The following is a 22,476-nucleotide window of genomic DNA, read 5'->3' as shown; positions in this document are numbered from 1 at the left end:
CAGGATTCGATGGGGAGTCGGGGAGGGTCGCCCATCGTTACGGAACGATCTGTACGACCTGTGACAACGGTGAGACACCTCGCTCGTCGAAGGCTTCCACGGCCACGACGTAACGAACGCCCCTGTTGAGGCTACGCAGGGTAAACGAAGTGGGCTGGTCCGCAAACCGCTGGTAGGTAGAGTGCAGGCGGTCGGCAGACAGGCCCCAGCGCACGTTGTAACCGACCGCGCCGGGCACCGGCTTCCACGCGATGGTCGCTTCGCGCTCGTCGCTGCCGCGCTTCGCCACGACGCCTTGCGGCATCACCGGCGGCTTACCTTCGGCATTGCCGAACACACGCAGATCGGAAATCGCAAGATGCTTCGCGCCGACGTGTTTGTGAACATAGCGGATGAAGCGCAGCTTCCGCGGCTGCTCCAGCTCGATATAGGCATTGGGACGGTCGCGCGTTTCTTTCGAAAGATCGGCCAGCGTGACCCAGTGCTCGCCGTCCGGCGAACCCTGCAGGACGAACTGCGTGACGATGTCGGGTGCATCGCCGTAACGGTCGGACTCGAAGTCGGCGTAATTGATCTGCACGGCACGCACGGTGGGCGTCCCGCCGAGATCCAGCGTGAGCGTCTGGCCGGCTTCGTTCGCCTTCGCGACCCAGAAGGAACGCGGATCTTCGTCGGTCAGCGTCGACGCCGGATGGCCGGGCAACGACGAAGACGCCACCACCGTCTTGCGGTACGAAAGCAGCATCCATCCGGTGAACGTGTCCTCGCCCTCGCGAAGCTTGTGGTCAGGCATGCGTTGCGGGAAATCGCCGAAGCGCGTATCCACCCACATCTGGCCGTCGTCGTGCCAGCCGGCGGGAAACATGTCGATGCGCCGCTCGAACGTCCAGTTCACACCCAGCCACGCGGTGCCCGTGTTCCAGGCGTTGCCGTACCTGTCCTCGAAGGTAGAACCATGACCGGCTCCCGTGACGAACCCGCCGGGCTTGTACCCGACAGGGTTGTAAGGCGCGTATTCGAACGGACCGAGCGGTGTCTTTCCGACATAGACACCCGTGGCGTACACGTTGTATTCGGTGCCCGGCCCGCCGTACTGGAAGTAGTAGCGGCCGCCGTGCTCGTTCATCCACGACCCCTCGATATAGGAGGGTTTGTCGCCCATCGTGTGATCGGGTCCGAAGCGCTCCCAGCCATGGTTCGCGGGATCGAGGTGCAGGAAGGCGCGTGGCTTCGTCGCGAACGACACCCGCTTGCCTTCGCCCTCGGTGGATGAAAGCTTCAGGTCGAGTTCCGCGCCATAGAGCGGATATTTGTACGAGGAACCCCAGTACAGGTAGACCTTGCCGTCCTTGTCCTGGAACAGCCCGGGATCCCATGGCCCCGGCGGCAACGCGTCGGCGTTCGCCACGGTACCGGCCTCGTCGTACTGCATCGCGCCCGGTACCGGAGGCAGCAGACGCGTCCAGAACTGCCAGTGACCGCTGGCCGGGTCCGTGGTGTACATCAGGGGCCGGGGCGCGAAGGCGGACTGCATGAGGAACAGCTTCCCGTCCGCGACCAGCGTCGCCGGCGCCACCAGCCCGTTGAACGGCCAGTGGTCGGCTTTCACGAAGTCCCAGTGCAGCAGGTCCTTCGACATCCAGTACCCGTCAGCGAGCGTCTGGAACATGTAATAGGCATCGCCGAAGCGCACCACGGCCGGATCGGCGCCCGTGCGGTAGGAGACGCCCTGGTTCATCTGCTCGAAGTTGTAGCGGTAATCGATGTCGATGGGGTTGGCGTAGGTGCGCTGCGCGGCGTTCGCAAGAAAGGGCGAGGCGGTGAGGGCGGCAGCGAGCAGGGCAGGCGTGAGGCGCATGATCGGATTCCACGGAGACACCTGGGCCGATCCTGCCAGCGTAATCCCTGTTACGCCCGCGCCGATCCGAACCTCGCGCCGATGAGCGGCATGGCCCTGTAGGAGCGGGCCATGCCCGCGACAGCTTTTCGCGGCCAGCCCGGAGCTGGCGCGTGAGCCTGGATGCCCGGCGAAAGGCTGTCGCGGGCAGGCCCGCTCCTACAAAAGCACCGTTTTGGTGCAAGCACGCAGGCGTTTCCCCGCCGGTCTATGATGCCCCGGTCAACCGTACCCGCCCCATACCCACCCGAGGTTTGTATGTCCGCCGCTTCCAAAGTGCTGAACCTGATCCAGGACGAGGAAATCGAGTTCGTCGACCTGCGCTTCGCCGACATCCTCGGCAAGCACCACCACGTCACGTTCCCCGCTCACGCCATCGACGAGGGCACCTTCGAAGACGGCAAGATGTTCGACGGTTCGTCGATCGCGGGTTGGAAGGGCATCAACGAATCCGACATGGTCCTCATGCCGGACCCGGAAACCGCGCACCTCGATCCGTTCAGCGCGCACAAGCAGCTGATCCTGCACTGCGACGTGCTCGAGCCGAGCACCATGCAGGCCTACGGCCGCGACCCGCGCTCGATCGCCAAGCGCGCCGAGGCCTACCTCAAGTCCACGGGCATTGCCGACACCGCCTTCTTCGGCCCGGAACCCGAGTTCTTCATCTTCGACTCGGTCCGCTGGCAGAACGACATGGGCCGCGTGTTCTATGAAATCGGCTCGGAAGAGGCAGCCTGGTCGTCGCGTTACAAGTACGACGGCACCAACACCGGTCACCGTCCGGGCGTGAAGGGCGGCTATTTCCCGGTCAGCCCGGTGGACAGCCTGGGCGACCTGCGCGCCGACATGTGCAAGGTGCTGGAATCGCTGGGCCAGGTGGTGGAAGTGCACCACCACGAAGTGGCCAATGCGGGCCAGTGCGAGATCGGCACCCGCTTCAACACCCTGGTGAAGAAGGCCGATGAGCTGATGACGATGAAGTACGTCATCAAGAACGTCGCCCACCAGGCCGGCAAGACCGTTACCTTCATGCCGAAGCCGATCGTCGGCGACAACGGCTCGGGCATGCACGTGCACCAGTCGCTGTCGAAGAACGGCGAGAACCTGTTCGCCGGTGACCTGTACGGCGGCCTCTCGCAGACGGCGCTGTGGTACATCGGCGGCATCTTCAAGCACGCCAAGGCCATCAACGCGTTCGCCAACTCCACCACCAACAGCTATAAGCGCCTGGTGCCGGGGTTCGAGGCGCCGGTGATGCTGGCTTACTCCGCGCGCAACCGTTCGGCTTCCTGCCGTATCCCGTACGTGTCGAGCCCGAAGGGCCGCCGCATCGAAATCCGCTTCCCGGACCCGATGCAGTCGGGCTACCTCACCTTCACCGTGCTGATGATGGCCGGCCTCGACGGCATCCTGAACAAGATCGACCCGGGCGCGCCGGCCGACAAGGACCTCTACGACCTGCCGCCGGAAGAAGAGAAGAACATCCCGCAGGTGTGCGCCAGCCTCGACGAGGCGCTGGCCGCGCTCGACAAGGATCGCGAGTTCCTCAAGGCGGGCGGCGTGTTCACCGACGACTTCATCGACGGCTACATCGCGCTGAAGATGCAGGAAGTGACGCGCTACCGCGCAAGCACCCACCCGCTCGAGTTCCAGATGTACTACGCGATCTGATTGCGATCGCTCGGGGCGAGGAAGGAAGGGCGCTTCGGCGCCCTTCTTTTTTGGGTGTGGGAGCCGCTCAGCGGCGATGGGTGCTTGCGGCAAGCATGCCCGCTGCCGCGGGATCGCCGGCATAGCCGGCTCCCACAGGGGCTTCGTCGAACTGACGAGTGTCGCCTACACAGAGCCTGCCGGGAGGAACCCAGGAATCTTCACCATGCGCTCGCTCAGGAAGCGCAGGAACTCCTGCACCCGCAGCGGCTGGTATCGGCGCGAGGGGTAGAGCAGGTAGGCGTCCTGGGTGGGCCCCGCCCAGCGCGGCAGCACCCGAACCAGCTTTCGGTCGTCGATCAGGTCTTGGACCAGCCACGCTGGAGTCAGCGCGATGCCACTGCCCATCAACAGGCTTTCGCGGATGCCCAGCGAGTTGTTGATGCGGTAGCGCCCCGTGGCGCGCAACGTTTCGGTCCGCCCCGATGGACCGGTGAGTTCGATGTTCTCACTTGCCCATGCGAAGCGCAGGTAATTGTGCGCGAGGATGTCCGCTGGGCGGCGGATCGCGCGGTGATCCGCGAGATAGGCGGGCGACGCGACCAGCACGCGCTCCGACTGCGCCACCTTCCGTGCGATGGCGGAAGGCGGCAACGTGCTGCTGACGCGGAGGGCGACGTCGATGCCTTCCTCGACGAGATCGACCAGGCGATCGTTGAGGATCAGTTCGATCTCGATGTCGGGATATGAAACCAGGAAGTCCAACATCAGACGGTTGAGCCAGAGCACGCCGATGCTTACCGGTGCGCTGATGCGCAGGACTCCCGCGGGCTTCTCCGTGAGCCCCCGCGCATCCGCGACTGCTTCGCCGAACTCCTCGAGAACGCGTTTCGCGCGTTCGTAGAACCGCTTCCCTTGCTCGGTCGGAACAAGTTTCGTAGTGCTTCGTTCAAGAAGCCGCACGTTCAGCGACTTCTCGAGCGCGGCCACGACCTTGCTGATCGTCGGCTGGGTCGTCTCCTGCTCGCGCGCCACGGCGGAAAGGGATCCCAGCTCAAGAGCCCGAACGAAAACCTTCATCGAGCGGAGAGTGTCCATGCCATGCCATATCGGAATGAGTCCTATGCATTCTTGCCTTCTACTGCGTCAGATGGGAAGAGCCTACCGTTCCGGGAGCCGGACTACCGGCGTATTGGAACCTTCCCATGACCAGACACAACCCCCTCCGGCCAATGGCAGCGTTGGCCTTCGCCGCCGCCATCGCCGCGGCAGCGCTTCCTTCGTGGGCGAACCAGGCTTCCAGGCCGTGGGTCGCCACCTGGGCGGCCAGTCCCCAGGCGAACTGGAAACCCGGCTTCGTGCTGCCCAGCCATACCCCCGCCGTGCTCTCCAACCGCACCGTGCGCCAGGTGGCGGCGGTGAGCCTTGGCGGGCGCCATATCCGCATCGAGTTGTCCAACGCCTATGGCAAGGCGCCGGTGGTGGTCCGCAACATACGTGTGGCACGCAGTCTCGGCGGATCGAGGATCGCAGCGGATACCGACCGGGCGGTGACCTTCGGCGGCAAGCGTTTCGTCATCCTTCCCCCGGGAGCCCCCGTGCTCAGCGACCCGGTGGCGCTCGATGTTCCCGCCCTGGGAGAAGTGGCGGTGAGCTTCTACCTTCCTGGCGACACACCGATGGATACGATCCACTGGGATGCCCGGCAGACCGCATACCTTGCCGAAGGTGACCGAACGGCCGCACCGTTGCTTTACGGTGGCGATACGATGCCGACCCGCGTGCTGCTCAGCGAAATTCTCGCCGATGCCTCGCCCGACGCCTCGACTGTCGTCGCGCTCGGCGACTCCATCACGGACGGCAACGGATCGACCGTCGACCGGAACCAGCGCTGGCCCGATTTCCTCGCCCGCCGCCTCGCCGGCCGCAACGTGGCCGTGGCGAATGCCGGCATCTCCGGCGGGCGCATGTTGCGGGATGGCATGGGTATCAATGCGCTGGCGCGACTCGACCGTGACGTGCTGGCGCAACCGGGCGTGCGCAGCGTGATCGTCCTGCTTGGCATCAACGACATCAGCTGGCCAGGCAGCACCTTCGCACCCGACGAGCCTCGCGTGACGGCCGCTCACCTGATCGACGGTTACCGTCAGCTCATCGCGCGTGCCCATGCGCATTCGGTGAAGGTGTTCGGCGCCACCTTGACGCCCTTCGAGGGCGCCCTGGAAAACTCTGCGATCCAGGGCTATTTCGACCCCGCCAAGGAGGAGGTGCGGCAGGCCGTGAACGAATGGATCCGCACCGGCGGCCAGTTCGATGCGGTGATCGACTTCGATGCCGCCGTGCGCGATCCGCAGCATCCGGCGCGCATCGCGTCCCAGTACGACTCGGGCGACCATCTGCATCCGGGAGACGCCGGCTATCGCCGCATGGCGGACGCGATCGATCCGAACCTGTTTTAAAGACCTGGCGAAGCCTGCCGATGTAGTAGATGCAGCATTGAGTGCACTCTCAAGCGCGCTGTATAGTCAGGTTCATGTCGCAGCCGGTGCCGCCGGCGCGCTCGAGAGGGGCTCCACCGTGAAGAAGATCATCCTCGGCGCACTCGCGCTGATCGCGCCCGCGTCTGCCGTGGCGGCAGACACGCCGCGCAACGACTACGACTGGCGAACCAACTGGCCAACTCATTACGTGTTCGCTGACGGCACCGACCTCGGGCTCACGCTGAAGTATCAGTACGACCTCGACAACTTCTCGAACGACCACGGTATCTACGAGGACGCGCACACCAACCGGCGCAAGGAGTTCGGCTTCTTCGTCCGCAAGAAGGGTGTGTACGACGGCACCGTGGTATTCGACTTCCAGACGAAGACCTGGCTCGACGTGTTCTTCCGCGTTCAGGGCAAGGCCTTGTTCGGCAACGACATCGGTGCCTTCCGCGTGGGCTTCATGAAGACGCCGGTCGGTTTCGAAGGAAACACCAGCACGGGCAGCACTTCCTTCATGGAGACCTCGCTACCGATGCAGGCCATCTACGCGAACCGGCGGCTCGGCGTCGATTGGGCACTCACCCGCAAGGCGTACCTGGTGCAACTCGGTTACTACAAGGGCGGCAACCTTCAAGGCGATCTCGACGGCCGCATGGTGGCCGCACGCGCTGCGTGGACGCCGATGAACAGCCCGGGCGACATACTTCACCTCGGCGGCTCGTACTCGCGTGAAACGCCGGAAGGCAGCATCGACGGACGCGGCCGATACACGCCGCCCAGCGTGCGTTTGCGTGCGTTGCCGGAAGCGGGCCTCGCTACGCAGCGCCTGATCGACTCCGGCGTGCTGAGCGTGGCCGAACACGTCGACAGGCGTGGCCTCGAAGGGTTGTGGATTCGCGGACCCTGGTCGTTGCAGGGTGAATACCTGTCCGCGAGCGTCAAGCTCAAGGACAAGCCGAGGTACGACGCGCATGGCTGGTACGCATTCGGCAGTTGGGTCGTCACCGGCGAATCGCGCGGCTACAGCGCCGGCAACGTCGGCGATGTCGTACCGAAGGGACCCTGGGGTGCCCTCGAGTTCGTGCTTCGCTACAGCACGCTCGATCTCGACGACGGGCCCACGCTCGGAGGTACGGAGCACGACTGGACCCTTGGCACGAACTGGTACCTGACGAAGTACCTGAAGTTCCAGGTCAACTACGTGCGCGCCACCAGCGATCGCCGCGACCTGCGGGTCGATCCGCACATCTTCGAGATGCGCGCACAGATCATGTTCTGACGAGCCCGTTCACAGTTCGTCATGACGGACCGGGCTTGGGGTGGCCACGGGCAAGGGTTCTTCCATGGGCGGGCGTGGCTCGCCGGGCATGGCCTCCAGCGGCGCGCCTCCCGTGCCCTCGCAGGAAAAGACCCGGGATGCGCTTTGGGGTAGCGCGCCTGTGAGCAGATAGCGCGCCGCCGTGCGCTCGAGGCACGACGAACGGGTGAAATTGAACAGGCCATGCTGCCCGGAACCGCGGACCAGCAGCATACGTGCGCTGGAGAAGCGATCGAGGATGTGACTGCTGGCCGCAAGAGGCGTGCTGACGTCTTTCTCGGACTGGAGCAGCAGGAATGGCATCGCTCGGTCGAGGGCATCGAGATTGGCCGGGCGCGTACTAGGGGCGCCCCATCGCAGGCAGATCAGCTCCCCGATTGTTTCGACGCCGGTGACATTGTAATAACGAGCCGCGTCGCGCTGCGCGGCGTCGCGAATCACGCGCTCGCTGCGTGTCCATGCCTCGTCATTGCAAGGCATGAACATGCGTACGGACCACTCGTCCGGATGATCGATGACATATCGGGTCTGACGACGCCCGGCGTAGAGTCCGGAAGCGAAGCGGCGAGCCTCGAAACGAATGCGGCGGGCCATGGAAGCCTCGAGGGTATGCAGCGACCCCTGAATGAGCTGCTCCATGCGCTCCAGCGTCGGGGGAGAACTCCTTATCCACAAGGCAGCCAGGTGCAGGACCGCGGCAAGCTGTACGGGCGAGCCAATCTTTCCGGCGGAGATCTCCCGTATGCGCGCGGGAATGTGATCGATCGCCTCACTGACCGCCAGTCGGTCGGCGCTCAGCCCGTAACGAACCGTATCGCGCAGGAGTGGCCCGACGACGTTCTCCGAAAAGGATTCCTGGCGTGCGTGCAGGCTGGCACGTATCGAGCTTTGGAACGAGCGTGTGAAATCTGTGCTGGAATCAAGGAGAAGCCGGCTGATGTGGTGCGGGTACGTCGCCGTATACCGGGCACCGACGATGCCGCCGTGGGAAATGCCGTAGAAGTGGATGCGCTCGTCACCCATGGCGCGCCGGACCATGTCCATGTCGTGCACATGCTGTTCGGTGTTGATGTAGCGCACATGCGCCAGGCCGCCGCAGGTGTCCGCAATGGACTGGGCTTCCTCGAGCATGAGTTCCCAGTTGGCATCGTCGGGATGCGTAGGCGGAAAGGCAAACCGCGGGACGGAACTCGGGTCGCATCGCACGGCACTGCTGCCCCGCAGACCCCTGGGTATGACCGCAACAAGGTCATAGCGCTCTGCAAGCCGCCGCTTGTCCACCTCATCGGCCAGATGGGGACTCATGCCAGCCCAGGCCGAGGCGATCGTGCGCATCGGATTGCCCGGATGGACCCCAGGACCGCCTACGTTGAAGAAGATGGCACCTTCACGCTGCGCGGGTAACCCGGCGCGCACGCGGATGACACCGATATCCATCGTGTCCCCGTCCGGCGCCACGTGGTCCACTGGTGCCGCGAGGGTGGCGCACTGCAGACGCTGACCGAGTCCGCCCGTATCCGCGCCTGTCCACTCCACCGGACATGTCGTCCAGCTGATTGCCGGACCCTCGGCGATGGTCGACGTCGAGGCCACGGCGGGCGTACACACTGCGGCGAGGAGCATGCAGGCAGCCGCCACTACGGCGGGATCCCGATTCCCGCCTGCATGGACCATGGCTCCCGATGCGATGCACAGGTTACGAGGACGGACCATATTCACAGCTCGTCGTGACCGGCCGGGCGTGGGGTGATCATGGGCAAGGGCTCTTCCAACGGTGGGCGAGGTTCGCCGGGCATGGCATCCAGGGGCGAGCCACCGGTGCCTGCGCAGGAAAAAACGCGGGATGGGATTTCGGGCAGTGCGCCCGTGAGCAGGTAGTGCGCCACCGTGCGTTCCACGCACGACGAACGGGTGAAATTGAACACGCCGTGCTGCCCGGCGTCGCGGACCAGGAGCATCCGCGTGTTCGAGAAGCGATCAAGGATCCGGCTGGTGGCCCCGAGGGGTGTGGTGAGGTCATTTTCGGACTGGAGAAGAAGAAATGGCCTCACGCGATCCAGCGCCTCGAGATTCGCAGGGCGTGCAGTGGGAGCGCCCCATCGAAGGCAGATCAGTTCTTCGAGTGTCTCGATGCCGGTGAAGTTGTAATAGCGGGCTGCGTCACGTTGCGCCGCGTCGCGGATCTCGCGCTCAGTCCGGAGGGTCGCCTCGTCGTTGCAAGGCATGAAGGTGCGCACGGACCACTCTTCGGGGCTCCGGACGGAGTAATGCCATGGGGTCTGCGGTGCGTAAAGCGCCGAAGCGACGCGCTGGGCTTCGAGTCGGACCCTGGCGATCAGCGAAGCATCGACGGCACCAAGCGATCCCGCGATGAGTTGCTCCATGCGTTCCAGGGTCGGAGGAAGAGTCTTGTTCCATAAGGCGGCAACGTGCAGGACGGCAGCGAGCTGCAAGGGCGAATCGATCCGTCCGGCGGAGATTTCGCGTATGCGTGGGGGTATGCGGTCGATGGCTTCGCTGACCGCCTCGCGGCCGCCGCTCAGCCCGTAACGCGCGGCATCGCGCAGCAGCGGCTCGACCACGTTCCCGGTATAAGCTTCGTGACGCGCATGCAGGCCGGCGTATATCGATCTCCGGAAGCTGCGTGTGAAGTCGGTGGGAGAGTCCAGAAGCATGCGTCCGGTATGTTGCGGATACGTCGCCGCATACCACGCCCCGACGATGCTGCCATGGGAAATGCCGTAGAAATGAATCCGTTCGTCGCCCATGGCGCGCCGGACCATGTCCATGTCGTGCACATGCTGTTCAGTGTTGACGTAGCGCGCATGCGCGAGTGCGCCGCAGGCGTCCACGATGGACTGGGCCTCCTCGAGCATGAGTGCCCAGTTGGCGTCGTCAGGATGGGTAGGCGGAAACGCGAACCGCGGCGGGGCGCCGGGGCCGCATCGCATGGCACTGCTGCCCCGCAGACCCCTTGGGATGACCGCAACAAGGTCGTAACGCTCCGCAAGCCGGCGCTTGTCCACCTCGTCGGCCAGATGAGGACTCATGCCAGCCCAGGCCGAGGCGATCATGCGCAAGGGGCTGCCAGGATGCGAAGCGGGACCGCCGACGTTGAAGAAGATCGCACCCTCACGCTGCGCTGGCGATCCGGCGCGCACGCGGATGACACCGATATCCATCGTGTTCCGGTCCGGCGCCACGTGGTCGACTGGCGCCGCGAGGGTGGCGCATTGCAGACGCTGACCGAGCCCGCCCGTGTCCACACCCGTCCATTCCGCCGGACAGGTCGTCCAGCTGATCGCCGCATTCTCTGCGACGGTCGACGTCGAGGCCGTGGCCGGCGCACACGAGGCGGCGAGGAGCACGCAGATAGCTGCCGCGACGGGGGGAGCTCGATGCCCGCCCGCATGGACCGGGGCTCCCGATGCGATGCATAGGCTACGAAGACCGACCATACGTATGTGACCCTGAGCGTCAGCGGAGGGTCACAAACTAGGCGAGCACGCCGTGCAACGACATCGGAGTTGAACCCGGCGGAACGTTCCTCCCGTCGAGACAGCGCGTAAGGGTCCCGTCCGCGGTCGCTATCGCGGCACGAACGAAGGCGAACTCACTTCGCGCGGAGCACGAACCTTGCGGCCGTGCCCCCGACCGACGAGCCTGCGATCCACACCTCAAATTCGCCGGACTCGGCTTCGACCGTCGTGCCATCGCGATGGGTGAACGCAAGGTCCGCACGCGTCAGCTCGAACGACACGTCTTCGGAAGCACCAGGTGCGAGCACGATCTTCCGGAACGCCTTCAATTCGCGCACGGGCCTCACGCGGCTTGCGACGCGATCGTGGATATAGAGTTGCACCACTTCCTCGCCGGCGACGTCGCCGGCGTTGGTCACGGTTGCCGTGACGACGATGGTTTCGTCCCAGCCCACGCTTTCCTTCACCACGGGCAAGCCGTAAGCGAAGCGCGTGTAGCTGAGGCCGTGTCCGAACGGATACAGCGCTTCGAAGGTGATTTCGCGATAGCGCGACTTGAACGCCGGTGGCTGGTCGGCCAGTTCAGGACGGCCGGTGCGAGGATGGTTGTAGAAGTACGGCTGCTGCCCCGCGTCCTGCGGGAAGCTCACCGGCAGGTGCCCGGACGGGTTGTAGTCGCCGAACAGCACGTCGGCGATGGCGGGGCCGGTCTGGCTGCCGAGGAACCAGGTAACGAGGATCGCGTCGGCTTCGCGTACAGCGCCGGTCAGCGCGAGCGCACGTCCGTTCTTCAGGAGCACCACCACAGGCTTTCCGGTGGCGGCCATGGCCTCGGCCAGCGCCTGTTGCGTGGGTGGCACGACGATCTGCGTGCGCGACTGCGCCTCGCCGGAATAGTTCTGCGGCTCGCCGATAGCCAGCAGCACGACGTCGGCGCGCTTCGCCGCGGCCACGGCGGCTTCGATGCCGCCGTCGATGGGTTCTTCGATACCGGAGCCGGCGACCACCTCGAGCGAGGCGCCGTCGGTCAGCGCCTTGCGCAGCCCGCTCTCGATATTCTCGTGGCGGCGCTTGTCGCCGAACAGCGTCCAGCAGCCTTCGAGATGATCCGTATCGGGACCGAACGGCCCGATGAGGGCGATCTTCTGTCCGGTCTTGCGCAGCGGCAGGACGCCTTCGTTCTTCAACATCACGATCGAACGGCGCGCGGCATCGCGCGCAAGGGCCGCATGTTCGGCGTCGCGCGAGCCGTCGGCCTCCACGGTGGGATCGAGCGAGCGGTACGGATTGTCGAACAGGCCGATGGCGTCCTTCACCGAGAGCACGCGGCGCACGCTTTCATCGAGCACCTCCATGGAGACGGCGCCCGACTCGACGAGTGCCGGAAGGTACGCGCCATAGAAGCCGCTCTGCATGCTCATGTCCACGCCGGCGAGGAAGGCGAGCCGCGTCGCGTCGCTTTCGTCCTCCGCAAAGCCGTGCGCGATGAGTTCCATGTCGGCGGTGTAGTCGGAAACCACGAGCCCGCGAAAACCCCACTCGCCGCGGAGGATGTCGGTCATCAGTTCGCGATTGGCCGAGGCCGGTACGCCGTTGATGTCGTTGAACGCGCTCATGAAGGCGAGGGCGCCCGCATCGAGCGCCGCCTTGAAGGGCGGAAGGTGCACGTCGCGCAGCGTCTGCGGGGCGATGTCCACGTAGTTGTACTCCATGCCGGCGGCGACGGCGCCATAGGCCGCGAAATGCTTCGGTGTCGCCAGCAGCGCATCGTCGGCCTTGAGGTCGCCGCCCTGGAAACCGCGAACGCGTGCGGCGGCGAAGGCCGAGCCGAGGACGACGTCCTCACCCGCGCCTTCGGCGACCCGCCCCCAGCGCTGGTCGCGCGCGATGTCCACGGCAGGCGCGAAGGTCCAATGGATGCCGGCGGCAGTGGCTTCGATCGCGGTGGCGCGGGCGGTGCGCTCGGCAAGCTCCGGTTCGAAGGACGAGGCTTCGGCCAGCGGGATGGGAAACACCGTGCGCATACCGTGGATCACGTCGGCGCCGAACAGCAGCGGAATGCCCAGCCGGCTTTCCTCCACGGCCACGCGCTGCGCTTCACGGCCCTCGGCGGCGCCCACGCCGTTGAACAGGGCGCCGACACGGCCCGCGCGCACTTGCTCGAGCACCTCGGACGCACCGCGGGCATTCACCTCCGGATTGATATCCGGAGCGAACGGACGCACCGCATCGGCGAACACGCCCAGTTGGCCGACCTTCTCCTCGAGGGTCATGCGGGCGATCAGGTCTTCGATGCGGGGATTGCGGGTCATGGTCTGGCCTTGGGACGAGGCGACGCCAGGGGTGGCACGTCAGGCGGGCAAGGATACCGGCATCAGGGGCCGGAGTGGGGACGTAAATGTCGTTACATGTAAACGATTACGTCGTTGGGGCGCAATATCTTCACGAATCTCCGGCGCGGTGGGTGCGTGAGTTCGTCACGCGTGGCGTGACAAGCCATTTCGCCTCCGAAACGGCAATCGTTGCACGTCGCGCGACTATCGTTATGTCTTTCCGGCAACATCGGGAAGTTTGCTGTTTGCGAAGGCTTCGCACCCCACGACAACACATCGCGCTGCGCTAGGCTCGCCTGACTTGCATGGAGTTGCGGCATGGTTTCCGCCAGGGCACCGATCATCGAAATGCGAGGCATCGGAAAGGCATTTTCCGCCGGTCCGATCGAATGCCACGTCCTCACCGACATTCACCTGAATGTGCGGCAGGGAGAGTTCGTATCCGTGGCGGGTCCGTCCGGGTGCGGCAAGACCACCCTGTTGTCGCTGATGGGACTGCTCGACCTTCCCACCCACGGCGAACTGGTCTTCGCGGGACAACCTGTCGCCAGCCTTGGCCGGGCGGAGCGGGCCAGGCTGCGTAACCGCCATGTCGGCTTCGTGTTCCAGGCCTTCAACCTCATCGACGACCTCAGCGTGGCGGAAAACGTGGCCCTTCCTCTGTCGTTCCGCGCAAACCTGTCGCGCCACGAGCGCGCCCGGCGAGTGCGCGAAGCCTTGTCCAGCGTCGGCATGGCACACCGCATGCGCCACTACCCGTCGCAGCTCTCCGGGGGGCAGAAGCAGCGCGTCGCCGTCGCGCGCGCCCTGGTAGGCGATCCTTCCATCCTGCTCGCGGACGAACCTACGGGGAACCTGGACCTGCGCAACGGCGAGATCGTCATGGCACTCCTGTGCCGGCTGCACGCCGAGGGACGGACGATCTGCATGGTGACGCATGACGAGCGCTTCGGTGCCATGACCGAGCGCACGATCCGCCTGCTGGACGGGCGCATCGTCGACGAAAGCACGTTCCAGCAGCGGCGCAGCGAAGCGGAGTCGGGCCTGGACGAACGCCGCTTCGGCGAGTTGCTGTTGTGAGCCACGCAGCGCATTTCCTCCGCGCCGGGCGCTCGCTCGTGCGGCGGCCGGGCTTCCTGTTGCTGGCGTCGGCGACCCTGGCCCTCGGCGTCGCCGCGCTGGTGGGCACATTCACGCTGGTCGACACCCTCCTGTTGCAAGCACCGCCGTGGCCGAACCACGAGCGCGTGGTCGTGTACGGCGGGCGCACGGCGGATGACAGCATGCGTGCCATCTCGCCGCTTCTCTACGCGGCCGTCGGCCTGCCACCGTCGCTCCAGTCCCGGGGCATCGCCCGCATGCCTGAAACCGTGAATGTCGTTGGCGGGAGGCACCGGGAACTGCTTCGTGCGCAGCGCGTCGACGAGGGCTTCCTGGCCACGCTCGGAGTGGTCCCCATCTACAAGGAACCCGGGACTGCGTTCCGCGATGGCGTGCTGGTGTCCGACGCCTTATGGCGACGATGGCTGGCTGGCGAGCCGGCGACGGCCGGGCGGACCTTGATCGTGGATGGGCACCCGATGAAGGTACGCGGCGTGCTCCCGCCGGAGTACCGCTTCTTCTCAGACGTGGATCTCCTCCTTCCCCTGGATCTCTGGGCCGCTGCCTCCGATACGGCGGAAAACATGACGGCCGTGGCCCTGCTGGCACCGGGCCAGGAGGTCGGCCCCTTCTCGGCGGAGGTCGAATGGTCCGCACGTCGCGATGCCCTGGCCCTGCATCTGCGCAGCGAGGATCTGCGCTGGTACGGCGCCACCCCCGTCGATGACCTGGTGGCACGTGGGGCGCGCGGCAGCCTGTGGCTGTTCGCTTCCTGTGCCTTGCTCGTGCTCGCCGTCGCAGGCGTGAACATTTCCCACCTGGTGTCCACCCGCATGTTCGGACGGATCCACGAGACAGCGCTGAAGATCGTGTTCGGCGGCACCGGCTCGCGGCCATGGATGCCAGCCCTGACCGATGCGGTCGCCGTGGGGCTGCTGGCCTGTGTCGTCGGCATCCCTGCGGGAAGCGTGCTGGTCCGCCTGTTCCGGCGGTTCCTGCCGTCGTCTTGGTTGAGCTCGGCCCTGCCGCCGGCGCCTGGCTGGCGTGTCGTGCTCGCCGTCACCGCGATCACGCTGATCGTCGTTCTGCTTGCGGCACTGGGTGGCGCGGCCCGAGTGCGGGCCAGCCTCAGCTATCGCGAACGCTCGGCCATGGGCGGATTCGCCGGGGCGGGCCGCACCGAGGGCGGCCACGCCCGCTCGACGCTGCTCGTGATTCAGGTAGCCCTTGCGACCCTGGTCGTCTCGCTGGGCGTGGCCGCGGCGTCACGCGCCTGGCGTCTGGCGCGCACGCCATCGGGGTTCGACAGCGCGGGCGCCGTCGTGGTCGAACTGCATGCTCCGGTGCCGGCGTACCCGGAGGTGGGCGACGTCGCCCGGCTGCTCGACGCCATACGCGCCAGGGTGCTGCGTCTACCCGGAGTGGACGTCATGGGATGGTCTACCCAGGCCGCAGCGGGAAGCGGTTTCAAAATGTCCTTCCTGCGCGCAGACGGCACGGCAGAGTACGCGCAATACGCGTTGACCAGCCCTGACGGCAATCGCGGCATGGGCTTGCGCAAGCTTGCCGGCCGCTGGATCAATTCCCGGGACGACGCGCATGCCGAGCGCGTCGCCCTGGTGAACGAAGCGTACCTGCGCCGGTTCGCGAGCGATGGCGTCGGGGACATCGTGCGACCGGCCGGTGAGCCTGGACAGGCAGCACGCATCATAGGGGTGGTCGGCGACACCTGGAGCGACGGCGGCACGGAGGCGAAACCCACGGTATTCCTGTCCCTGGCCCAGGCTCGCGCCAACCGCTTCGCAAAGGTCCGGGAACTGGTACCGCTGTACGCCGTGATTCGTGGCCCGGCCGCCACGGACGTGGCGCGTCAGGCCATGCCCGGTATCGTGGCGGACCTCGCACCGTCGCTGGCGCTGTCGCCGCCCGTGTCGCTGGACCGCATCGCGCAGCAGCCCCTGGGCGCGGCACGCCGGAACGTCGTCCTGTTCTCGGCACTTTCGGTGATCGCAGTGGGCCTCGCCGCAGTCGGCCAGTACTCCGTACAGGCCGTGGAGGTGGCCGCCGCGCGTAATGCGATCGCCCTGCGTGGTGCGCTCGGCGCCACGCCCATGCACCTGCTTGGACGCGTGTACCGCAAGGCACTGTACGTCACCCTGGCCGGCACCGCCCTGGGCCTCCTCGCCACGCACGTCCTGCAGCAGTGGCTGTGTCCGGACGTGATGGCGACGCCGGGCGGCGTTGGCGTCGGGGGGATGGCCATTGCCGCGCTCGTCATGACCGCGGCGGCGCTGGCGGCCGCCTTCCTGCCCGCACGCCGTGCCGCGGGAGTGGAGCCGTGGCGGGTATTGCGCAGCGATTGAAGATTGGGGAAACGCACGGTTATGTCCAGAATTCATGAAGCAACGGCGCCGGTTCTCGTCGTGGACGATCATCCCGACATCCGCCTCGCGCTGCGCATCCTGCTCCACTCCGAAGGCATTCCTTCGATCGACGTCGCGTCCGCGGCGGCAGCGCTCGATGCGGTGGCCCGCACCGAGTTCGCCTGCGCGGTGGTGGATCTCAACTACGCGTCGGATACCACGTCGGGACATGAGGGGCTGGACCTGGTGAGCCGCCTGCGCGAAGAGGCGCCCGAATTGCCGATCGTCGCCATGACCGCCTGGGGCAGCATCGAGATCGCCGTGCGTGCCATGCGCCTGGGGGCATCCGATTTCATAGAGAAGCCGTGGAACAACGCGCACCTGCTGCACACGATCCGCAGCCAGATCGCGCTGCGACGGATGGTCGACGAGAACCTCCGCCTGCGTGCCGAGACGGCGCTGTCGCGGCAAGCGGGGGAGATGCTCCGGATCGGCGAGTCGTCGGCGATGCGCCGGGTCCTCGAACTGATCCAGCGGATTGCCAGCGGCGACGCGAACGTGCTGGTGCTGGGGGAGAACGGCACGGGCAAGTCGCTGGTAGCGCGCGAAATCCACGCGCTGTCGCCGCGTGCGGACCACCCGGTGATCCGCATCGACATGGGAACCCTGCCCGAATCGCGCTTCGCCGAGGAAATGTTCGGGGAGGACAAGCCGGTGCCCCGGCCCGGCCGTTTCGAACTGGCACAGGGCGGCAGCCTGATCCTGGAGGAAGTGGGCAACATCCATCCGCTCCAGCAGGTGAAGCTGCTGCGCGTGGTCGAGGAGGGAGAACTGGAGCGCTGTGGCTCGATGCGCACCCGTCGCGTCGACGTGCGCGTGATCTCCACTTCCAACGCCGACCTCGACGCCGCCATCCGCAACGACCGCTTCCGTCGGGACCTGCTGTATCGCCTCAATGCGATGCAGGTACGCCTGCCCCCGTTGCGCGAACGCCAGGAAGACATCGTGCCGCTGGCGCGGCATTTCCTGCTCCGCGAGTGCCGCCGGCGGGGCCGTGGTGCGATGCTGTTCACACCTTCGGCCGAAAGGGCCTTGCGCGGTTACGACTGGCCGGGCAACGTGCGGGAGCTGGAGCACGCCATAGAACGCGCCGTGCTGCTGGCCGGCAGGGACGACATCGATGCCGACGCGCTGTCGCTCCAGCGGCGCAGGGACGAACCGGTGGTGCTCGACAGTCTCACCCTACCCGAGGCCGAGGAGTTGCTGATCAGGCAGGCGCTCGAACGGCACGACCACAACCTCCAGCGGGCGGCCGACGCCCTCGGCATCTCCCGCCAGGCGCTCTATCGCCGGCTGGAAAAGCGCCGCGCGAAGGGAGGGCTGGAATCGGTCAGCTAAGGATCCGGGCACGCCGTCGTTCGGCGCGAGCACTTTGAACAACGATGCACGTTCGACCAGCCTGCAGCTCGGCGCGGTGCCATGGATGGGTATCGTCCTGCTTCCCGTGACCGCGGCGGGAGGTTCGCTGGTGGTGATAGATGGCCTGGCCTGGACGATGCGGCTGGGCGTGTTTTCCATCGGCATGTCGCTTACGCTCGCCCTCGCCTGGTTCGCGGGCCGCCGCGTCGTCGGCACGCTGGATGTCGTCTCCGATCTCCTCGGCGCGCTGCGCGAGGGTGACTACGGGCTGCGCGGGCGCGTGCGCCACGGGCACGATCCGCTGCAAGGGCTGGTGGCGGACGTGAACCTCCTTTCCGACGCGCTGCGCGACGGCCGGCGGCAGCGCACGGAAACCTCGCGTTTCCTGGGCAAGACGCTTACCGCGCTCAAGGATCCGGTGTTCGTTGCCGACGAGGAGGGCAGGTTGCGGCTGATCAATCCCGCCGCGCGACAGCTCATCGGTGCCGAACGAACGACCGTGGTGGGCCGGGAGCTCGTGTCGCTCGGCCTCGCCGAGGCGCTCGCCACGCCGGACAACGCGGTCTTCCATGGACGCTTCCCCGGCGGCGAGGGGCGCTGGGCGGTGCGCCACGCCGCCTGGCGCAGCGACGGCCGCGAGCACCGCCTGGTAATGTTACGCGACCTGAGCGCGGCCCTCGGCCAGGAAGAGCGCCGTGCCTGGCAGCGCCTCATTCGCGTACTGAGCCACGAACTGAACAACTCGCTCACTCCGATCGCCTCCCTCGCCGGGAGCCTGGCCACCCTGCTCGACGAGCGCTACGTGCACGATGCGCGCAAAGAACTGCAGACCGGCCTGGAAGTGATCGAACGGCGGGCGACGTCGCTGGCCCGCTTCCTTTCCGGTTACGGAACGCTGGCCCGGCTGCCCCCGCCGCGGCGGCGATCCTTCCGTCTGGACACCGCGCTCGCGCGGCTTGGCTTGCTCGACCGGCGCCTGGACATCGCCGTTCTCGGGACCGAGCAGGTCACCCTGTACGGAGACGAGGACCAGCTGGCGCAGGCCTTCATCAACCTGCTGCGCAACGCCGTGGAAGCCGCCTTGCCGGTGGGAGGCGGAGTGCGGCTGGACTGGTACACCGAGGGACGCCGCGTGTGCGTCGTCATCGAAGACGACGGCGTGGGCCTGCCGCAAAGCGACGCGCTGTTCGTTCCGTTCTTCACCACCAAGCCCGACGGCTCGGGCATCGGGCTCAGTCTCACCCGCCTCATCGTGGAAGGGCACGCCGGCTCGGTCGAGCTTGTTTCCCGTGTCGACGCCCGCGGCGCCGTGGCCACCGTCCGGCTGCCCCTGTTCCCCTGAGGGCGGGTAGCGTCCGAACCCGGACAGGTCTGTCCATTTCCGGACACTTCGGCGACCGATTTCGATGTGGTACGTGAAGAAAGCTTCACGAAGCGCTGTCCGCAGCGTCCGATCGGTGTCCTTTCCCATTGCGGCGCCGCGAGCGGTGTCCCTAGATTCGCGGCGCACGCAACGTGCGCAGACCTTCCGACGAATCGAGGAACCCATGAACCGGATACTGGAATTGCAGCTCCTGCAGCTCGACGCGGCAGCGATGAACGAGACCAACGAAACGAATTACAGCACGGCCAGCAACCGCGCGTGTTGCATGGCCAATGCGGACGGTTTCGACGACCTCGCGTGACCGTACCGGGGGGTGGGGGCAGCATGGAGCGGCACACGGAGTTGTTGCAGTACACCGCGGTCGACCGGGAATTCTTCGAGCCGTACGGCCAGCGCGACATTGCTACCGCGGATTTCGTCCAGCCAGTCAGGCGGATCGTCCCGGTGGACTGGCTGGTCCGCCGCTCAGGCATCTGGATGCACTGCGCGCCGCCGGATGCCGACCTGCCGGCGCAGGGGTGGAAGATCCATGTGTCGAGCGTGGCATCCACGGCGCGCATCGTGCTGTCCATTGCCGCCGCCACCCTGGTCGCCTCCGGTACGGCGTTCAAGTTCGCAGCGGACGCGCACATGCTCGCGGCCATCAATGGAAAGCGCTGGCCGCGCGCTGGCTCAGGCAAGTTCATCACCGTGTACCCGCGCGGCATCGAGGATTTCAAGCGGATCATCGACGATTTCTACGTCGCCCTGTCCGGCTATTCGGGGCCATACATCCTCAGCGACCGCCGCTACCGCGATTCGCGGGTGCTCTACTACCGCTATGGAGGTATTGCCGGCGAGCACCGTACGGCCGCAGACGGACGGCGCGAATACGTGCTTCGCGCCCCCGACGGCCACATCGAACCCGACGAGCGCCAACCGTTTTTCCACCTGCCGGAATGGTTGCGCGACCCGTTTCCTCAGCAAGCCGGCGACGGCAAGGACGAGAGCGCGACCCTGGGCGCCGGCCGCTTTCGCATCAGGCGGGCGTTGTCGTTCTCATCGGCGGGCGGCATCTATCTTGGCGACGACCTGGACGAAGGCCGCCGCGTGATCATCAAGGAGGCTCGCCCCTTCATCGGCGGAGGGGACACCGCGGTCGCCATGTTGCGCAAGGAGTTCAGGTTGTTGCGCAGGCTGGCGCCCCATCGCGTCGCTCCCTTGCCCGTCGCCCATTTCCGCGACTGGGAACACAGCTACCTGGTGGAGGAGTTCATCGAGGGCGACACGCTGCGCAGCTGGCTGGCGCGCCGCTATCCCTGGCTGAAGACGCGCATGACGCGCGACGACGTGCGGCGTTACCTCGAGGAAGTGGCGGGAGTCTTCACGCGCTTCGCGGATGCGCTCGAGCTGGTACACGGCGCCGGCGTATCGCTGGGCGACCTGTCGTTCCATAACTGCATCGTCACGCCGGACGGCGAAGTGCGCCTGATCGATCTGGAAACAGCGGTGGAGGAAGGCCTCGACCTCCCCGTGGACATGCGTACGCCGGGCTTCGCCTCGCCGCGGCCGCTACGCGACCACCCGGACGCGGCGCGCGCGGAAGACGCGTACGCCTTCGGCGCGAACCTGCTGGCGGCCGTGATGCCGGTGAACGCGATGCTGCCGCTCGACCGCGACGCCGCGTTGCGATTCGTCCATCGCATGAGCGTGGACCTGGGCTATCCGGCCGTGCTCATGCATATCGTCGGCTCGCTGCTCGACAGCGATGCCTCGAAACGTGCCACGCCGGTCGCGGCCATGGACAGCCTGCGCAAGGCCCTGGACGAGGCGTCCGTCGCCCGGCCCATCGCCGGCAATGAGCCTGTGCCGGACCATGCGGACGCCTTGTTCGCGTTCATCGGCTCCACGGCAAGGAGCGCCCGCGCAGACCGCTACGTGCCGGCGGGTCCGGAAGTGTTCCAGACCCATCCCTGGGGTGTTGCGCACGGCGCTGCCGGCGTCCTTCACGCGTATCTGCGGGGAGGACGGGAGGTTCCGGACGGGTTGCTCGCCTATGTGGTCGACGGCGTCCGCCGAAAACAGGATCGCGGGGCGAGCCTGATGTACGGCGACGCCGGCATTGCATGGGTGCTGTTCGACGCCGGCGAGCGGGAACTGGCGTCGGAACTGCTGCGGACGGGGCCACCCGGGGGCGCGATATGCGAGCGGGCGGGCCTGTACGACGGCCTTGCCGGCTGGGGGTTGGCCCGGATCAAGGCGTGGCGCGAAACAGCGGAGTCCGGCTTCCTTTCGGCCGCCGCCGAAGCCGGTGAAGTGTTGTTGCGGAGCGCCGTGGCCAGTGAGGGCAGCCTGCACTGGCCACGCGGCGAGACCCGGCCTGTCGGACTCGCGCAGGGCGCGGCCGGCACCGGCCTGTTCCTTCTTCACCTGCACGTGGCTACCGGCGAGGAGCGCTTCCTCAGGGCGGCCGACGCGGCGCTCGCCTTCGATCTGGCGCAGCGTGGCAGCAACCCCGACGGCGATCCGAGCTGGCCGAGGGAGGCCGGTGGCAGCACGCTTTTTCCGTACCTGCGTCACGGCACGGCGGGCATCGTCGCCGTGGCCGCGAGGTTCCACGCCTGCACGGGCGACGCGCGCTATCGCCACATCGTCCGTGGAGCCGAAGGCGACCTGATGCGCCGTCATGCCATTTCGCCTGGCCTCTTCGACGGCCTGGCCGGACTCGGCGAGACGCTGCTCGACCTCGCGGAGATATGCCCGGACGGGTCCGCAGGCTACCTCGCGGCCGCGCGTCACATCGCTGCCGGCATCGAGCCTTTCCTCGTACGGCGCGCCGGCGGCCTCGCCGTGCCCGGTGCCGAACTGCTTCGCCTGAGCTGCGATCTTGCAACGGGTAACGCGGGCGTCGGTGCCTTCTTCGATCGCCTGCATCGTGGCGGGCCGGCCTCCTTCATGCTCGACGATCACTTATCACTGGGCGCATGGAAACCGCCCATGGAGACGCCGGGCTGAAGATCCGCGACGGCGTTCCCTAGCGCTGTCCCGGATCGGCTTCCACCGGCGG

General features: G+C 66.6%; 14 protein-coding genes. 9 read left to right on the top strand and 5 right to left on the bottom strand.

Annotated elements, in window-relative coordinates; translation table 11 throughout:
* Positions 1-37: 37 nt before the first annotated feature.
* On the bottom strand, positions 38-1,858 hold the full coding sequence (locus ACR9ZH_RS08215) for a family 43 glycosylhydrolase (protein WP_481290273.1): 1,821 nt from the start codon (positions 1,856-1,858) through the stop codon (positions 38-40).
* Between the two features lie 297 nt (positions 1,859-2,155).
* On the opposite strand from ACR9ZH_RS08215, the gene glnA reads away from it, so the two are divergent.
* A complete protein-coding gene (gene glnA, locus ACR9ZH_RS08210; protein ID WP_481290272.1) occupies positions 2,156-3,568 on the top strand; it encodes a type I glutamate--ammonia ligase in 1,413 nt (470 codons plus the stop codon).
* 165 nt (positions 3,569-3,733) lie between these two features.
* Here the strand turns inward: glnA and ACR9ZH_RS08205 are convergent, their stop codons facing one another.
* On the bottom strand, positions 3,734-4,627 hold the full coding sequence (locus ACR9ZH_RS08205) for a LysR family transcriptional regulator (protein WP_481290271.1): 894 nt from the start codon (positions 4,625-4,627) through the stop codon (positions 3,734-3,736).
* Positions 4,628-4,752: 125 nt separating this feature from the next.
* Between ACR9ZH_RS08205 and ACR9ZH_RS08200 the strand changes: the two genes are divergently transcribed.
* Together ACR9ZH_RS08200 and ACR9ZH_RS08195 are read left to right on the top strand one after the other, a co-directional pair.
* Positions 4,753-6,006, top strand: coding sequence for an SGNH/GDSL hydrolase family protein (locus tag ACR9ZH_RS08200; protein WP_481290270.1), 1,254 nt, complete (start codon positions 4,753-4,755; stop codon positions 6,004-6,006).
* Positions 6,007-6,124: 118 nt separating this feature from the next.
* Positions 6,125-7,312 carry an OprO/OprP family phosphate-selective porin gene (locus tag ACR9ZH_RS08195; protein ID WP_481290269.1) on the top strand — a complete coding sequence of 396 codons (1,188 nt, stop codon included), beginning with the start codon at positions 6,125-6,127 and terminating at the stop codon, positions 7,310-7,312.
* Positions 7,313-7,321: 9 nt separating this feature from the next.
* Here ACR9ZH_RS08195 and ACR9ZH_RS08190 read toward each other — a convergent pair whose 3' ends face one another.
* From ACR9ZH_RS08190 to bglX, 3 genes are all read right to left on the bottom strand, one after another.
* Positions 7,322-8,974, bottom strand: a complete 1,653-nt coding sequence (locus tag ACR9ZH_RS08190; protein WP_481290268.1) for an alpha/beta fold hydrolase — start codon at positions 8,972-8,974, stop codon at positions 7,322-7,324.
* 92 nt (positions 8,975-9,066) lie between these two features.
* The gene (locus tag ACR9ZH_RS08185) at positions 9,067-10,719 is read right to left on the bottom strand and encodes an alpha/beta fold hydrolase (protein ID WP_481290267.1); all 1,653 of its coding nucleotides are present in this window, start codon (positions 10,717-10,719) and stop codon (positions 9,067-9,069) included.
* 245 nt (positions 10,720-10,964) lie between these two features.
* A complete protein-coding gene (gene bglX / locus ACR9ZH_RS08180) occupies positions 10,965-13,142 on the bottom strand; it encodes a beta-glucosidase BglX (RefSeq protein ID WP_481290266.1) in 2,178 nt (725 codons plus the stop codon).
* A 339-nt stretch (positions 13,143-13,481) separates the two neighbouring features.
* Between bglX and ACR9ZH_RS08175 the strand changes: the two genes are divergently transcribed.
* From ACR9ZH_RS08175 to lanKC, 6 genes are all read left to right on the top strand, one after another.
* Positions 13,482-14,243: an ABC transporter ATP-binding protein gene (locus tag ACR9ZH_RS08175; protein ID WP_481290265.1), complete on the top strand. Its 762-nt coding sequence runs from the start codon at positions 13,482-13,484 to the stop codon at positions 14,241-14,243.
* On the top strand, positions 14,240-16,627 hold the full coding sequence (locus tag ACR9ZH_RS08170; protein WP_481290264.1) for an ABC transporter permease: 2,388 nt from the start codon (positions 14,240-14,242) through the stop codon (positions 16,625-16,627). Before ACR9ZH_RS08175 ends, ACR9ZH_RS08170 begins: the two co-directional genes overlap by 4 nt.
* Before the next feature lie 21 nt (positions 16,628-16,648).
* Positions 16,649-18,025: a sigma-54-dependent transcriptional regulator gene (locus ACR9ZH_RS08165; RefSeq protein WP_481290263.1), complete on the top strand. Its 1,377-nt coding sequence runs from the start codon at positions 16,649-16,651 to the stop codon at positions 18,023-18,025.
* A 34-nt stretch (positions 18,026-18,059) separates the two neighbouring features.
* Positions 18,060-19,388 (top strand): sensor histidine kinase, encoded by a 1,329-nt coding sequence (locus tag ACR9ZH_RS08160; RefSeq protein ID WP_481290262.1) that lies wholly within the window; start codon positions 18,060-18,062, stop codon positions 19,386-19,388.
* Positions 19,389-19,593: 205 nt separating this feature from the next.
* A complete protein-coding gene (locus ACR9ZH_RS08155; protein ID WP_481290261.1) occupies positions 19,594-19,731 on the top strand; it encodes a hypothetical protein in 138 nt (45 codons plus the stop codon).
* A gap of 23 nt (positions 19,732-19,754) precedes the next feature.
* Positions 19,755-22,424: a class III lanthionine synthetase LanKC gene (lanKC, locus tag ACR9ZH_RS08150; RefSeq protein ID WP_481290260.1), complete on the top strand. Its 2,670-nt coding sequence runs from the start codon at positions 19,755-19,757 to the stop codon at positions 22,422-22,424.
* Positions 22,425-22,476: the final 52 nt, after the last annotated feature.

The sequence above is a fragment of the Luteibacter sp. SVR4-7G genome (assembly GCF_056755555.1).
The sequence above is the reverse complement of the archived record's forward strand: the minus strand, read 5'-3'. Positions and strand labels throughout refer to the sequence as shown.